Consider the following 14,314-nt stretch of genomic DNA (forward strand, 5'->3'; position numbering starts at 1 on the left):
CAGGCGAACTTACCGCAAGCGGCATATAATCCGCCGAGTTAGAGTCAGCCTTCCACAACTACTCCATTGCATCCCGGCGGTCGGCTGCGCAACGTGCTCCCTCTATGTCCGCCGAGAACACGTCACCCTCCACGCCCGCGCCCGCTCCCAGCGATTTCGTCCGCGACATCGTCGCGCAACACGTCGCTGAGCAGCGTTACGCGAAGATCGTGACGCGTTTCCCGCCCGAGCCCAACGGCTACCTCCACATCGGCCACGCCAAGTCCATCTGCCTGAACTTCGGCATCGCCCGCGAAAACCACGGCCAGTGCAACCTCCGCTTCGACGACACGAACCCCGTCAAGGAGGACGTCGAATACGTCGAGTCCATCACCGCCGACGTGAAGTGGCTGATCGACGGCTGGGCCGACCACTGCCTCGGGTTCAAGGCCAAGGGCGCCACGCCCGCCGCCGTCACCTCCAACGGCAAACCCGACTTTTTCCTCCCGGCTGCGCCACTCTCAGCTGGTTCGACCGCTCCTGCGGTCGAACCTTTCTTCGCCTCCGACTACTTCGAGCCGCTCTATCACTACGCCGTCGAGCTGATCAAACGCGGCAAGGCCTACGTATGCGACCTCACGCCGAAGGAGACCGACGAATACCGTGGCGCCCCCGACAAGCCCGGCCGCGAGTCACCCTACCGCAACCGCACCGTCGCCGAGAATCTCGATCTCTTCACCCGCATGCGCGCCGGCGAATTTCCCGACGGCGCCCGCACGCTCCGCGCGAAGATCGACATGGCCTCGCCCAACGTCTGGCTGCGCGACCCGCTGCTCTACCGCATCCGCCACGTCGCGCACCACCACGCCGGCAGCGGCTGGTGCATTTATCCGCTCTACGATTACGCGCACTGCCTGAGCGATTACCTCGAGGGCATTACGCACTCCATCTGCACGCTCGAGTTCGAGGTGCACCGCCCGCTCTACGACTGGATTCTCGAGTCGCTCGATCTTCCGCGCCCGCTCCCGCACCAATACGAATTCGCGAAACTCAACCTCGCCTACACGCTCGTCTCCAAGCGCAAGCTCCTGACTCTCGTGAACGAGAAAGTCGTCACCGGTTGGGACGACCCGCGCATGCCCACGATCTCCGGCCTCCGCCGCCGCGGCATCCCCGCGCCCGCCCTCCGCGAGTTCGTCACCAGCGTCGGAGTCACCAAGGCCGACTCCGTCACCGAGGCCGCCGTCTTCGAAAACATCGTTCGCGGCTACCTCAACGCCACCGCGCAGCGCCGCCTCGCCGTCCTCAAGCCGATCAAGCTCGTCCTCACCAACCTCGCCCCCGGCGAAGTCATTGAGTGCACGGCGACGAACAACCCGCAGGACGAAAACCCGACCACGCGCACCGTCGCGCTCACCCGCGAAGTCTTCATCGAGTCCGACGACTTCGCCGAAGTTCCGCCGCCGAAGTATTTCCGTCTCAAACCCGGCGGCGAAGTTCGCCTGAAATACGCCTGCATCATCAAGCTCGACGAGATCGTGAAAGACGCCGCCGGCGCCATCACCGAGCTCCGCTGCACCGCCCAACTCGACACGCGCTCCGGCCAGCCCAACGCCGACAAGAAGGTCAAAGGCACGATTCACTGGGTCAGCGCAACGCAGTGCATCGACGCCGAGGTGCGCCTCTACGACCGCCTCTTCACCGTCCCCGAACCCGCCGCCGAGGAGGATTTCCTCAAGGTCGTGAACCCGAAGTCCCTCGAAGTCGTCACCGCCAAACTCGAGTCCTCGCTCGCCGCCGCGACGCTCACCGACCGCTTCCAATTCGAACGCCTCGGCTACTTCGCGCTCGATGCGAAGGACAGCGCCCCCGGCAAACTCATCTTCAACCGCACGATCACGCTCAAAGACACTTGGGCGAAGTGAAGTGGCAGCTGTCTCCTTGTAGAAGCCTGCTTGCAGGCGACAGCCCCTCGATCGATCAGATCACCGAGCGCACAGAGAAACCGAACCGAGCACACGGAGTTTCAAACCAAACCTCCCCGCTCTCCGGTTTGCCTCTGTGCCCTCTGTGACGACATCGAAAAACACCGCTCTCCGCGCCCTCCGCTTTTTAACGCCGTTCACGGGTGTGCGTTCGTGTTCAGTAGTGTTTCCCCTCCGCCTCCGATGAATCCCCTCCCGCAACTCGACGCCATCGAAGCCCGCGTGCTCGGCGCGCTCATCGAGAAGGACCTCACGACGCCGGACTACTACCCGCTGTCGCTGAACGCGCTAGTCAACGCCTGCAACCAGCTCAACAACCGCGAGCCGGTCATGGCCCTCGGCGAGCCCGAAGTCACCCGCGCCCTCGACAAGCTGCGCGACAAACGCCTCGCCGTCGTCATCACCGGCGGCGACAGCCGCGTGATGAAGTTCGCCCACAAGACTCGCGAAATCCTCGAACTCTCCCGGCCCGAAGTCTCGCTGCTCTGCCTGCTGCTCCTGCGCGGTCCGCAGACCGTCGGCGAACTCCGCGGCCGCAGCGGTCGCATGCACGAGTTCGCCGATCTCGCCGACGTGCAAACGACGCTCGGCCGCCTCGCGCACCGCGAGAACCCCGATCAGCCCGCGCTTGTCACCCTTCTGCCTCGCGCCCCGGGCACGAAGGAGTCGCGCTACGCCCACCTTCTCTCCGGCGAGCCTCCGCAAGCGTCAGGTAGGGCGAGCCGTCCCGACGAGCCGTCAGCCGACTCCGCCGCTGTGGTCCCCCTGTCCTCCGACACCGTCCGCCTCGCCCAACTCGAAACCGACAACGCCGAGCTCAAGCGGCAGCTCGCCGACCTCCGCCGCGAGTTCGAAGAGTTTCGCAAGAAGTTCGAGTGAGCGCCGCCGACTCCCGGCCGGCACCGGGACCGCCCTACCGCGGCGGACGCCCCGCGACTTCCGCGAGCACCGGGCTCACCGCCGCGAGCGGTCGCACTTCAACCGTCAGGCCATGCGGCAATCCCGGGCATTGGCGCGCAATCTCCGTCGCCTCGTCGAACGACTCGACCGTGAGCATGATGTAGCCGCCCACGACCTCCTTCGTCTCGGCAAACGGCCCGTCGGTCACGCGACCGGTGGCTCCCGAGACGACGCGCCCTTCGAGCGCGAGCGGCTGGCCGTGCGAGACCTTTCGCCGCGCCGCGAGGCCGTCATACCAGTCGTTCCATTGCCGCGCCAGCACCGCGCGGCCCTCGGGAGTCAGGTGCGCGTGCGCCTCCGGCCCGGCATTGCGAAACAAGAGCATGTAGCTCGACACAGGAGTGGTGGGCGTGGACATGCGCGCGTAGTGAGCGCGCCAACCGGGTGGCGTCAATCGCTGCGCGACGAAACCGCGGCCTCATCCGCCGCCGGCGGTTCGAAACGCGCATGAAATACGTCCCACGCCGCGCCGTTTATCTCCAACACGCCGCCTCCCGCCGCCGTCCGCGCCAGCGTCCGGGCGCGCGCGACCCTGTCGTCGCAAGCGACCACATGCAGCGCGCACGCCGCGCCGATCTCCGCCGCGCGCTGACGCGCGGCATCCCGCTCGGCACGCGTCCAGAATCCCCAATCCAGGATCACGTCGCGCCCCGACGCGACGACCTGCGCGGCCTCGCCCCAGAGTTCCTCGGTCACCGCGCGCGCCAGCGCGGCGAATTCCGCTTCGGGTGGGTTCGTGCCGTGGCGCGCCACCATGCGCTCATCGTGGCCAAGAATCGTCGCGCCGCGCTCGGCGGCCATGCGACGCGCGCGCGTCGTCTTGCCGCAACCGGGCAGCCCGCACAACAAATGAACGGTAGGCCGAATCGACTTCTCGGCCGGTGACTTCATTGGCTCAAAATCCGACGTTGCCCTGCGCGTGCAGTTCCGCGCCGCTGCGCACGGCGAAGCCGGCCGCGTCATCCGCGCGCCGCTCGAGCGCCACTTGGACCGCCCCGACCGCCGGCGAGACTTCCTTGAGAAACTGCATCTCGACGCGCTTGGGCCGCGCGGGCATCGCCTGCCGGCTCAGCGCGGTTTGCACGCAATCGAGATAGGCGGTGTTGTTCAGGTGCGCGTTGCCGTCGAAGTCCGAATAGCGCAGCGAGATTTCCGTCGCGGGCGCGCTCGCCGCCGGTGGCTCGATGCGCAACTTGTCGAGGTCGGGACGAAAGACCTCCGCCTGCCCGACGGGGAAACGCTCCGCAAGTTCCGGCGCCAGCCGTGCCAGCGATTTCGTGCGCAGGTTGATGTAGAGCCACAGCGTCGAAGCCGAAGCCACGATCTCGTCGCCGCAGAAGATCCGCAAATCCCGGTAACCGCGAAACCCGCGAATGCCGGCCGACCACGTGCGCACGGTCACCTTCTCCTCATAGCGCGGATAGCGCGCGATCTCCGCCGCGACGCGATTCAGCACCCAGCTTTCGCCGAGCGCCGACATCGCCTTGGCTCCGAGGCCGTAGACGTCCGCGTGCTTGATGGCGGCTTCCTGCAGGAGTTTGAACACGCCGCCGAGCGTCATCCGCTGGTCGCGGTCGACGTCCCAGTAGGACACCTCCGATTCCAGAGTGAAGATCTCGCTCATCGCGCCTCGCTCGCTTCAGGCCGTGAACTTCTGCAGCCGCGCCAGCACGCGCTCCTTCCCCAGCACGCGGAAGATGCTCGTGATGCTCGGGCCGGCATTCGTTCCGGTGACCGCGAGGCGCGCGATGCCTTGATAGTCGCCGAAGCCAAGCTGCTTCGATTCGGCGAGCGCCTTGAGCGCCGCTTCGATGGCGGCGTCGGTCGAGAAATCCATCGCCGGCAACGCCGCGATCAGCTCGGCGAGGCGCGCCTTCGGGTCGCCCTTGGCCATCAGCTTCTCCTTCACCTTCGCGTCGACGGGGAAATCGTCCGTGAAGAAATAGACCGTGTAGGCCGCGAGTTCGTCGATCGACTTAATCTTCGGCTGCGCGAGCAGCATGATTTCGCGGAAATAGGCGGAGTAGTTCAGAGTAAATCCGAACACTCTTCCGGCCGCTTGTTCGCGCTCGCCGAAGACGCGCTGCGAAAACTTCATCACATCCGCCCATTTTCCGATCGCCGTGAAATACCTTTCCGCAAGCGATACAAACTTCTCCGCCGGCAACTCCAGCAGATACTGCATGTTGAGGTTCGCGAGTTTCTTGTGGTCGAACTTCGCGCCGCTCTTGTTCACGGCGGGCAAGTCGAAGAGCCGCACGATCTCGCTGATCGGCATCTTCTCGCGATCGTCGCCCGGATTCCAGCCGAGCAGCGAGATGTAGTTCACCAGCGCCTCGGGCAGGAAGAAGCGCTGCTGGTATTCCTCGATCAGCGCGCCCTTGTCGCGCTTCGACATCTTGCCCTGCCCCATTTCGGGCGACTTCAGGATGAGCGGGATGTGCGCGAAGATCGGCGGCGTCACGCCGAAGCCTTCGTAGAGGCGCACGTGCTTGCTCGTGTTGGAAAGGTGATCCTCGCCGCGGATGATGTGCGAGACCTTCATCGTGATGTCGTCGACGACATTCACGAAGTGGAACACCGGGTTGCCGTCGGAGCGGAAAATGACGAAGTCCTCGTCCTCCATGCGTTCGACGCGGCCGCGGATCTGGTCGTCGATCACGACCGGGGCGCTCTTCACCTTCTCGACCTCCTTCTTGCGGTGGTCGTCGAACACGCGGTAGCGCTCGCCGAGCATCTTGAACCAAATGGCGCCGTCCTTCTCGTAGGCGCGGCCGTTGGCGAGGAGCTTCCGCTTGTATTCCTCGTAGAGCGCGCCGCGCTGGCTCTGGCGATACGGACCGTAATCGCCGCGCTCGCCGACGCCGTTGGCATTGGGACCCTCGTCCCAATCCATGCCGAGCCACGTCATCGAATCGTAGATCAGCCGCAGGAACTCCTCGCTGTTGCGCTCCTTGTCCGTGTCCTCGATGCGCAGGATGAACGTGCCGCCGGTGTGGCGCGCGTAGAGCCAGTTGAACAGCGCCGTGCGGGCGCTGCCGATGTGAAAGAAGCCCGTCGGGCTGGGTGCGAAGCGGACACGAACGTTCGACATGGGAAAAAGGAGAACCACGAATGGACACGAAGGAACACAAATTTCCAAGCCCGCTTCCGCGTCGGCCTCGCCCGCGATCGCGCATTGCCCCGGCTGCTTTTCTGGGCATCTCTGCGCGCTGATGCCCACGCCGCTGCCGCTCGATCCCGCCGAATTCATCCCGCGCTTCGACGCAGCCGCGCGCCGCGCCGGCTTCGTTGCCGAGCGCTTTGGCGAAATCAACGGCTACGCGCTGAACGCTTACACGAAACAGGCGACGCCCGAGGCGCCGCGCGTCTACGTTTCCGCCGGCATGCACGGCGACGAGCCGGCCCCGCCCTGGGCGTTGTTGGAACTCGTCGAACGCGGCTTCTTCGATGCGCGCGCCTCGTGGTGGATTTGCCCGGTGCTCAACCCCACCGGCCTCGCGCTTGGCACGCGCGAGAACTTCGCGGGCGTCGATCTCAACCGCGACTACAAGCGTCCGAGCTCCGCCGAAATCCGCGCCCATATCGCGTGGCTGGAGCGCCAGCCGGATTTCCACGCCGCCTTCTGCCTCCATGAAGACTACGAGGCGACCGGCTTCTACCTCTACGAGCTAAATCCCGACCATCGCCCGACGCTCGCCGATGCCGCGCTCGCCGGTGCCGCCCGCCACTGCGCGATCGAGAACGCCGCGATCATCGACGGACGCGAGTCCGCCGCACCCGGCATCATCCGACCCGTCAGCGATCCGCTCCTGCGCGATCAATGGCCCGAAGCGATCTATCTCCGACACGGTCGCACCACGCTCAGTTACACGTTCGAATCGCCCACGCAACTGCCGCTCGAGCAACGCGTCGCCGCGCATTGCGCCGCGCTTCACGACGCGCTGACGCGTCTACTTACAGCTTAGCGCGCGCGGCACGCAGGCCCAACAACAGGGCCGCCAGCGCACCGAAGGCGCCGCTTGCCGCACCGCCGCCTCCTCCGCCACCACCGGAAGAACCTCCTCCCGGCGCGGGAGTCGGCTCGCTCGCGGTCACGGACACCGACGCGGTGCTGCTCACGACGGAGCCAACGCGGTTGCTCACGCTCACCGTGTAGTCTCCGGCATCGCTCGCCGCGACCGAGGACCGTGTCAGGCTCGCCGCGGTCGCGCCGGCGACGGCGGCGCCATTTCGCGACCACTGATAAAGCAACCCACCGCCTTCCGCCGAGACGGACAACGTGAGCGATCTTCCCGCCGCGACACTCGCTCCCTGCGGCTGCGCCACGATTCGCGGCTGTGTCAGTTCCGCGTTCACGTTCACGATCGATGACGCGTTGTCGTTCAGCACGCGGGCGTTGTAGGCCGCCTTCGCATGCGACTCGGGATACCCGATTGTGCGCGTGCCCAGCGGCAGGTTCGGACCGCTCCGTTCCTCCATCGCGGTCGTCACCTCGAGCGTGATGTTCGGGTTGCTGAAATAAGGCACGATGTAGTTCGCATACGACATGACCGTGCCGGACGTCGTGTTGCCGCCCACGCTTTCAGGGTCGTTCCACAGCAGCCCATAACACCAAAAGCCGTCACCCTCCGGAGTGGACACGCCTGTGCCCCCGAAATTCGCGCGGTCGTGCCGGCAACCGAAATTGTGCGCGAGTTCATGCGCCATCAGCTTGTAGCTGGAGCTCACGCGGATCACCGTGCACGCGAGCGAGCCGGATACGGGCACTTGTTTGGCCACAATGTTGGCCCAGCCGCCGGCATCGGTCTTGCCGCCGATGAACAGCATCACTTGGTCCGCGCCGTAGCGATAGCGCAGGTCGGCGACGAAATCGCCGATCGCACCGCCAGGCGAAATTTGGCGCAAATCGTCGATCAGGACGCCCGTCCGCGTGTAGGGCCGCGACGCCTCCAACCCGACCCAGCGCCAGACAAACGACGTGACGCCGCTCTGCGCCAACACGAGATTCGCGCTCTCAAGCGTCGCTCGGCTGCGACCCTCGAGATAACCGACCGGATCCGTCGAGCGATCCGAAGCATAGCTCAGCGAGTCCGTGTCGTAGAGAAACAACACATCGACATTCGGCGCCGTGCTCACCGCATTCACGGCTTCCGCGACCTCGGCGATCGCCGCTTCGCTCGCTTGCGAGGCCCGGTAGATCACTCCGCTGCGCGCCGGCGGAGCCGGCCGGTCCGGTTGCGCCGGCTCGACGCCGCAGCCTTCTTCGCCCGGCGCGCTTTCCTCCACCACGACCGAGTTCCCGCGCGCGTGGAAACTGAATTGGCTGGCCCCCGGAATCACCAGCACCGCATCGAAACCGTCCGCGCGCGCCACGCTCACCAAACTTGCACCGGGAACCGCCGCATTGCGTCCGATCCACGTCACGCATCGCCCGTCGTCCCTCAGTGCGCTCCGCGAAAAAGTGATCGGCATCCCCCGCAACGGTTCCACTTGCAGACGCTCCGGCCGGAATTCGCGCCAGTCCGCCACAGCGGGCGGGACGTCGGGGAAAATCTCCCTCAGCTCCATCCGCACGAACGACGGCGATGCCTGTGCTGCCGCAGTCTTCCGAATTTCCACAGGCGAAGTCGGAGCGACCGCGGGCGAAACTCGCGCCTCTGAAACTCGCGTCGACGTCGACGCATCGTTGCCCCGCGCCCGGACCGGCGCTGTTTCCGCGAGCCAAACCCGCCCGCCGAGATAGAAAATCGCTGCGATCGCCACAGCACTGAGGGTAACTGGCAGCCGCGCTTTCATTCGGGTTCGCTCCCACCCAGCCCACCGCCGCGTCGCACGAAGTCAACTCAGCCGTCGGTCAGCTCGGGCCCATAAGTCGCGGGCCGCTTCACTCCACGACTCCTGAATACACGCCCGAGACTGGCCCGATTTGCCGAAAAACTGCGCGTCCGAAAGAAGCGCGCACTTCCCGCCCGCGCACTAGGCCGGCGGTGTGCCGCTCGCGAACGTCCGGCCGACAAACGCATCAATCAGCGCCTGCGCCTCGCTCGGAGGCAGCGCCATCAGGCGTTCCGCAAAACGCGCCAAATCCGCCGGCCACGGTGCCGTCAGCAAATAGTCCATGTGCGCCGGCCGCAAATCGATCGCCGCGCAATGCAACGCCTGGCGCGTGAGCGCCAGCAACGCGCTGTGCCGCTCCGTCCAACCGTGCTCCGCGAACTCCAGATAGAGCGACGGATCGGGTCCATAGAGCTTGTCGCCCACCACGCGCCGCCCGAGCCATTCCGCGTGGGCGCGGATTTGGTGCTTTCGCCCCGTGAACAACTCCACGCCGACCAGCGTGTAGCCGCCGCGCGCGAGCAGCGGATGAAAAACCGTCCGCGCCTCCTGCGCGCCTTCCGTGCCAGATTCCACGACGCGCTGTTTCACGGTGACATTGGCCGTGGGATCCGGTCCGAGCGCGCGGTTCACTTCCGTGCTCGCGGTGAGTTCACCCTCGAGGATCGCCACGTAGGCCTTGCCGATGAGCCGCTTCATCATCGCCTTTTGCAGCCGGCTCCCTGTCGCCTCATCCTTCGCGAGAATAATCACTCCAGAGGTCTCGCGATCGAGCCGATAGACGAAGCGGATGGTTTGCAGTCCCATTCCTTCGCGCAGTGCCCCCGCGAGGCTCGACCACGGTCCGTTTTTCGACGGGTGGACGACGAGCCAGCCGGGCTTGTCGATCGTCAGCAGGCGCTCGTCCTCGAACCGCACCCAGCCGGGCAAGTCGGCCGGATTCACGAGCGGCGCCTCGGCGGGCGGGAGCGGTTGGTCGTCAAGCGGGGACATGCGGGGACGTTCAAAATTATTGTGCGTTATAACCGACACCGCGAGGTTGCCTCCGCGACGGCATGAGCTATGCGTCTGGGTGTCGAATGAAGCACTTTCCCACAAGGAAAGAATGGCCGGCCCACACGGGCGGCCTCGTCGACATACCGCACGCCGCAGAGAGGGACTTTGCACCGTGCCATACCCAACCAGAAAGGATACCCATGAATAGCTCCCACGAAGTGATCGTTACAGGCATCCACCTCGAACTGACCCCGTCCCTTAAGTTCTACGTCCGAGAAAAGATGGAGCGACTGTTCCGACACGAGAGCCATATCGTCCGCGTGAAAGTCGAACTCGAGTGCGACCGCAAACACGACCGACAGCACAAGTTCATCGCCAAGGCGCACGTCCAGCTCCGCGGACCCGACATCAACGCCACCGTCAATTCGGAGGACTGCCACAAATCCATCGATCTCCTCGTCGACAAACTCGACCACTGCGTCCGCCGCCGCCACAGCCTCGCCAAGGACAAACGCAACCATCCGCACGCCGTCGAATGGCAGGATGTCGCGCTGCCGAAGGCCGTCTGACAAATCGCAAAAGCGCACGACCCTTTCGAGCCCGCCCGCCGGCGGGCTCTTTTTTTGCGCTCTCCCCTCCTTCCCGCCGTTCAACTCGCCTCGCTATCTCAAGAAGCAGAAACGCCCCACACACCCGGTGCCGCACTTATCCCCCAAACGGCCTAGACCTTTTCAGTTTCCAAAATCCCGCGCCGGGACTTCTATGACACGACCTCCGCTATGCCCGGCAAACTCCCCCTCTCCGGCCGCGACCTGACCCTGTCCCGTCTGCGCCGCGCCCTCGCCCGCGGCGAGCAGCTCGCGCTCACCGCCGACGCGCGCCGCCGCATCCGCGCCTCGCGCGCCATCGTCGACCGTCTCCACGACGACCCGACGCCGCACTACGGCATCAACACCGGCTTCGGCGTCCTCGCGCATCAACGCGTGCCCGCGGCCGACCTCGAGAAGCTCCAGGAGAACCTCATCCTCAGCCACGCCGTCGGCGTCGGCGACGAGGTGCCGGCCGAGATCGTTCGCCTCATGTTGCTCCTCAAGGTCAACGGCCTCGCCGTCGGCATGTCGGGCGTCACGCCGCGAGTGGTCGATCATCTCATCCGCTTCTACAACGAAGACGCGCTGCCGATCGTCTACACCAAGGGCTCCCTCGGCGCCTCCGGCGATCTCGCGCCGCTCGCGCATCTCGTGCTCCCGCTCCTCGGGCTCGGCGAGATGAACTTCCGCGGCAAGCGCCAGCCCGCGCGCGCTGTCCTGAAAAGCCTCGGCCTCGCGCCGCTGAAGCTCCAATCGAAGGAAGGCCTCGGACTCATCAACGGCACGCAATTCATGTCGGCCTACGCCGTGCATTGCCTGCTGCGCGTCGAAAATCTCCTCAAGACCGCCGACGTCGCCGCCGCCACCACGCTCGAAGCCGCCCGCGGCAGCGCCGCTCCGTTCGACGCGCGCATCCACGACGCCCGTCCGCACTCCGGCCAGCGCGAAGTCGCGCAGAACATCCGCGCCCTGCTCGCCGAATCGACGATCCTCCCGTCGCACGCGCACTGCGGCAAAGTGCAGGACCCCTACTCGCTCCGCTGCGTCCCGCAGGTGCACGGCGCCGTGCGCCTCGCGTTCGGACACGCACGCAGCGTCGTCGAGACCGAGATCAACTCCGCCACCGACAACCCGCTCATCTTCGAGAACGGCGACGTCGTCAGCGGCGGCAACTTCCACGGCGAACCGCTGGCGTTCGTCATGGACTACCTCGCCATCGCCACCGCCGAACTCGCATCGATCTCCGAGCGCCGCATCTACATGCTGCTGCACGGCGACACCATCGGCGACCTCAAGGTCCCGAAGCTCCTCATGAAAGACACCGGCCTGAACTCCGGTTTCATGATTCCGCAATACACCGCCGCCGCGCTCGTCTCCGAAAACAAGGTCTTCGCGCACCCGGCCTCCGTCGATTCGATCCCGTCCTCGCTCGGCCAGGAAGACCACGTCTCGATGGGCTCGATCAGTGCGACCAAGCTCCTCGAAGTCGTGAAGAACACCGAGACTGTGCTCGCCATCGAGTTCATGTGCTCCGCGCAAGGCCTCGAATTTCTCCGCCCGCTCAAGGCCGGCCGCGGCGTCGAAGGCGCCGTCGCCGCCGTGCGCCGCGTCATCCCCTTCGCCCAAGCCGACCGCCTCTTCCACGACGATGTCCAAACCGCGCTCGCGCTCGTGCGCAGCGAGCAACTCGTCGCCGCCGCAGAAAAAGCTGCCGGCCGCCTGTGCTGACTCTGCCCTTCGCGATGAAACCATCGTTTCGTCCCTGCACGCCTGCGGACAGCGAGTGGGCTTACGAACTGAAACGCGAAGCCTACCAATCCGTGGTCGAACGCCAGTTCGGCCCGTGGGACGAATCGTTTCAGCGGCAGCTTTTCGCCGAACGCTGGAAACCGGAGTTCAGTCGCATCGTCTTCATCGCCAACGAACCAGTCGGACTCATCGCCGTGATCGAGCGCGCCGAAGAGAATTGGATCGACGAAATTCAGCTCACGGCCCCATGGCGCAGCCGGGGTTTGGGCACTCTCCTGATCAAAGGCGAAGTCGAACGCGCCCGCGCGCTCGGCAAGCCCGTGGCGCTGCAAGTCCTGCGCGAGAACGCGCGCGCCCGAAGCCTGTATTTGCGCCTCGGCTTCCGCATCACCGCCGAGACCGCCACCCACCATCGCATGTCCTCGGCTTCCGTCGCCGCGCTCCTCTAACCCTCTTCCCCATGCCGCGCTCCCGACCGTCCTCATCCCCGCGAAAGCTTCCGGCCTCCAAACCCCGCCCCGTGCGCGCACCACGCGGCACGATGCGCACCTGCCAGTCGTGGGCCGCCGAGGCCGCGCTGCGCATGTTACAGAACAACCTCGACCCGGAAGTCGCCGAGCGTCCGAACGACCTCGTCGTCTACGGCGGACGTGGCAAAGCCGTCCGCAACTGGGCGTGCTTCGACGCCATCCTCGCCGCGCTGCCGAAACTCGCGCCCGACGAGACGCTCCTCATCCAATCCGGCAAACCCGTCGGCGTCGTTCGCACGCACGTCGACGCCCCGCGCGTCCTCCTTGCCAACAGCAACATCGTCCCCGCATGGGCGACGCAGGAGCGCTTCGACGACTTCGAGAAGCGCGGCCTCATGATGTATGGCCAGATGACCGCCGGCTCGTGGATCTACATCGGCACGCAAGGCATTCTCCAAGGCACCTACGAGACCTTCGCCGAGTGCGGACGCCAGCACTTCGGCGGATCGCTCGCCGGACGCCTCTGCGTCACCGGCGGCTGCGGCGGCATGGGCGGCGCTCAACCACTCGCCATCACCATGGCCGAAGGCACGTGCCTCATTGCCGACGTCGACAAGTCGCGCCTGCAAAAGCGCGTGCACGACCGCTACCTCGACGAGATCGCGCCGTCGCTCGACGAAGCCATCGACCGCGCGGTGCTCTACGCCGAGCACCGCAAGGCGCTCAGCGTCGGTGTCGTGGCCAACATTACCGATCTCCTCGAGCGTCTCCTCGCGCGGAAAATCCCCGTCGACGTCCTCACCGACCAGACGAGCGCGCACGACCCGCTCGTCGGCTACGTGCCCGTCGGCTACGACCTCAAGACCGCCGCCAAGCTCCGCAAAGCCGACCCGAAGAAATACCAGAAGCTCTCGCTCGCGTCGATGGCCCGCCACGTGAAAGCGATGCTCAAGCTCCAAGCGCGCGGCGCGAAGACCTTCGACTACGGCAACAATCTCCGCCAGCACGCGCTCAACCAAGGCGTGAAGCGCGCGTTCGATTTCCCGGGTTTCGTCCCCGCCTACATTCGCCCGCAATTCTGCCTCGGCCGCGGTCCGTTCCGCTGGGTCGCGCTCTCGGGCGATCCGGCCGACATCGCCGCGACCGACCGTGCGCTGATGGAGCTTTTCCCGGAGGATCAGGCGCTGCACCGCTGGCTCAAGATGGCCGGCGAACGCGTCGCGTTCCAAGGCCTGCCCGCGCGCATCTGCTGGCTCGGCCTCGGCGAGCGCCACCGCGCCGGCCTGCTCTTCAACCAAATGGTCGCCGACGGTCGCGTGAAGGCGCCGATCGTCATCGGCCGCGATCATCTCGACTGCGGCTCCGTCGCGAGCCCAAACCGCGAGACCGAAGCGATGAAGGACGGTTCGGACGCCATCAGCGACTGGGCCATCCTCAACGCCATGGTGAACATCGCCAGCGGCGCCTCGTGGGTGAGCTTCCACCACGGCGGTGGCGTCGGCATCGGCTACTCGCAACACGCCGGCCAAGTCATCGTCGCCGACGGCACGCCCGAAGCCGCGCGTCGCCTCGAGCGCGTGCTCACGAACGACCCGATGATGGGCGTCTTCCGCCACGCCGACGCCGGCTACGAGCAAGCGCAAGACTGCGCCGAACGCTTGAACGTGCCGATCCCAATGAAAGCACCGTGACGCTTATGTAGGAGCCTGCTTGCAGGCGACCCGCTCCCCGCCTGCCAGCAGGTTCC

13 protein-coding genes are annotated in these 14,314 nt (G+C 65.9%); 7 read left to right on the forward strand and 6 right to left on the reverse strand.

What is annotated here, in order from left to right:
• Positions 1 to 104 precede the first annotated feature (104 nt).
• Positions 105 to 1,904 carry a glutamine--tRNA ligase gene (gene glnS, locus HZA32_13730; protein MBI5425132.1) on the forward strand — a complete coding sequence of 600 codons (1,800 nt, stop codon included), beginning with the start codon at positions 105 to 107 and terminating at the stop codon, positions 1,902 to 1,904.
• Between the two features lie 243 nt (positions 1,905 to 2,147).
• Positions 2,148 to 2,843 carry a YceH family protein gene (locus tag HZA32_13735; GenBank protein ID MBI5425133.1) on the forward strand — a complete coding sequence of 232 codons (696 nt, stop codon included), beginning with the start codon at positions 2,148 to 2,150 and terminating at the stop codon, positions 2,841 to 2,843.
• Between the two features lie 34 nt (positions 2,844 to 2,877).
• Here HZA32_13735 and HZA32_13740 read toward each other — a convergent pair whose 3' ends face one another.
• The 4 genes from HZA32_13740 to HZA32_13755 all read right to left on the reverse strand — a co-directional run bounded on the left by HZA32_13740 (position 2,878) and on the right by HZA32_13755 (position 6,018).
• The gene (locus HZA32_13740) at positions 2,878 to 3,249 is read right to left on the reverse strand and encodes a hypothetical protein (protein MBI5425134.1); all 372 of its coding nucleotides are present in this window, start codon (positions 3,247 to 3,249) and stop codon (positions 2,878 to 2,880) included.
• Positions 3,250 to 3,314: 65 nt separating this feature from the next.
• Positions 3,315 to 3,770 (reverse strand): ATP-binding protein, encoded by a 456-nt coding sequence (locus HZA32_13745; protein ID MBI5425135.1) that lies wholly within the window; start codon positions 3,768 to 3,770, stop codon positions 3,315 to 3,317.
• Between the two features lie 49 nt (positions 3,771 to 3,819).
• The gene (locus tag HZA32_13750; GenBank protein ID MBI5425136.1) at positions 3,820 to 4,548 is read right to left on the reverse strand and encodes a hypothetical protein; all 729 of its coding nucleotides are present in this window, start codon (positions 4,546 to 4,548) and stop codon (positions 3,820 to 3,822) included.
• A gap of 15 nt (positions 4,549 to 4,563) precedes the next feature.
• Positions 4,564 to 6,018, reverse strand: coding sequence for a glutamate--tRNA ligase (locus HZA32_13755; GenBank protein ID MBI5425137.1), 1,455 nt, complete (start codon positions 6,016 to 6,018; stop codon positions 4,564 to 4,566).
• A 121-nt stretch (positions 6,019 to 6,139) separates the two neighbouring features.
• Between HZA32_13755 and HZA32_13760 the strand changes: the two genes are divergently transcribed.
• Entirely contained in the window at positions 6,140 to 6,892 is a 753-nt protein-coding gene (locus tag HZA32_13760; protein ID MBI5425138.1) for a M14 family metallocarboxypeptidase, read from the forward strand.
• Here HZA32_13760 and HZA32_13765 read toward each other — a convergent pair.
• Both HZA32_13765 and HZA32_13770 read right to left on the reverse strand, forming a co-directional pair.
• On the reverse strand, positions 6,882 to 8,723 hold the full coding sequence (locus tag HZA32_13765; GenBank protein MBI5425139.1) for an immunoglobulin domain-containing protein: 1,842 nt from the start codon (positions 8,721 to 8,723) through the stop codon (positions 6,882 to 6,884). The two genes, HZA32_13760 and HZA32_13765, sit on opposite strands and share 11 nt — an antisense overlap.
• A 180-nt stretch (positions 8,724 to 8,903) precedes the next feature.
• On the reverse strand, positions 8,904 to 9,755 hold the full coding sequence (locus HZA32_13770) for an RluA family pseudouridine synthase (GenBank protein ID MBI5425140.1): 852 nt from the start codon (positions 9,753 to 9,755) through the stop codon (positions 8,904 to 8,906).
• Positions 9,756 to 9,958: 203 nt separating this feature from the next.
• Between HZA32_13770 and raiA the strand changes: the two genes are divergently transcribed.
• The 4 genes from raiA to hutU all read left to right on the forward strand — a co-directional run bounded on the left by raiA (position 9,959) and on the right by hutU (position 14,258).
• The gene (raiA, locus tag HZA32_13775) at positions 9,959 to 10,327 is read left to right on the forward strand and encodes a ribosome-associated translation inhibitor RaiA (GenBank protein MBI5425141.1); all 369 of its coding nucleotides are present in this window, start codon (positions 9,959 to 9,961) and stop codon (positions 10,325 to 10,327) included.
• A 210-nt stretch (positions 10,328 to 10,537) separates the two neighbouring features.
• Positions 10,538 to 12,076, forward strand: coding sequence for a histidine ammonia-lyase (hutH, locus tag HZA32_13780; protein MBI5425142.1), 1,539 nt, complete (start codon positions 10,538 to 10,540; stop codon positions 12,074 to 12,076).
• A gap of 14 nt (positions 12,077 to 12,090) precedes the next feature.
• Positions 12,091 to 12,546, forward strand: a complete 456-nt coding sequence (locus HZA32_13785; protein ID MBI5425143.1) for a GNAT family N-acetyltransferase — start codon at positions 12,091 to 12,093, stop codon at positions 12,544 to 12,546.
• Positions 12,547 to 12,557: 11 nt separating this feature from the next.
• Entirely contained in the window at positions 12,558 to 14,258 is a 1,701-nt protein-coding gene (gene hutU, locus HZA32_13790; protein MBI5425144.1) for a urocanate hydratase, read from the forward strand.
• Positions 14,259 to 14,314 lie beyond the last annotated feature (56 nt).

Source organism: Opitutia bacterium (genome assembly GCA_016217545.1).
In the GTDB taxonomy this organism is placed as follows: domain Bacteria; phylum Verrucomicrobiota; class Verrucomicrobiia; order Opitutales; family Opitutaceae; genus Didemnitutus.

Coding starts and splice junctions, on each gene's coding strand:
- HZA32_13765 (MBI5425139.1), bottom strand. CDS start 8,723: ATGAAAGCGCGGCTGCCAGTTACCCTCAGTGCTGTGGCGATCGCAGCG.
- HZA32_13760 (MBI5425138.1), top strand. CDS start 6,140: ATGCCCACGCCGCTGCCGCTCGATCCCGCCGAATTCATCCCGCGCTTC.
- HZA32_13770 (MBI5425140.1), bottom strand. CDS start 9,755: ATGTCCCCGCTTGACGACCAACCGCTCCCGCCCGCCGAGGCGCCGCTC.
- hutH (MBI5425142.1), top strand. CDS start 10,538: ATGCCCGGCAAACTCCCCCTCTCCGGCCGCGACCTGACCCTGTCCCGT.
- HZA32_13735 (MBI5425133.1), top strand. CDS start 2,148: ATGAATCCCCTCCCGCAACTCGACGCCATCGAAGCCCGCGTGCTCGGC.
- raiA (MBI5425141.1), top strand. CDS start 9,959: ATGAATAGCTCCCACGAAGTGATCGTTACAGGCATCCACCTCGAACTG.
- glnS (MBI5425132.1), top strand. CDS start 105: ATGTCCGCCGAGAACACGTCACCCTCCACGCCCGCGCCCGCTCCCAGC.
- HZA32_13750 (MBI5425136.1), bottom strand. CDS start 4,548: ATGAGCGAGATCTTCACTCTGGAATCGGAGGTGTCCTACTGGGACGTC.
- HZA32_13740 (MBI5425134.1), bottom strand. CDS start 3,249: ATGCTCTTGTTTCGCAATGCCGGGCCGGAGGCGCACGCGCACCTGACT.
- HZA32_13785 (MBI5425143.1), top strand. CDS start 12,091: ATGAAACCATCGTTTCGTCCCTGCACGCCTGCGGACAGCGAGTGGGCT.
- HZA32_13755 (MBI5425137.1), bottom strand. CDS start 6,018: ATGTCGAACGTTCGTGTCCGCTTCGCACCCAGCCCGACGGGCTTCTTT.
- hutU (MBI5425144.1), top strand. CDS start 12,558: ATGCCGCGCTCCCGACCGTCCTCATCCCCGCGAAAGCTTCCGGCCTCC.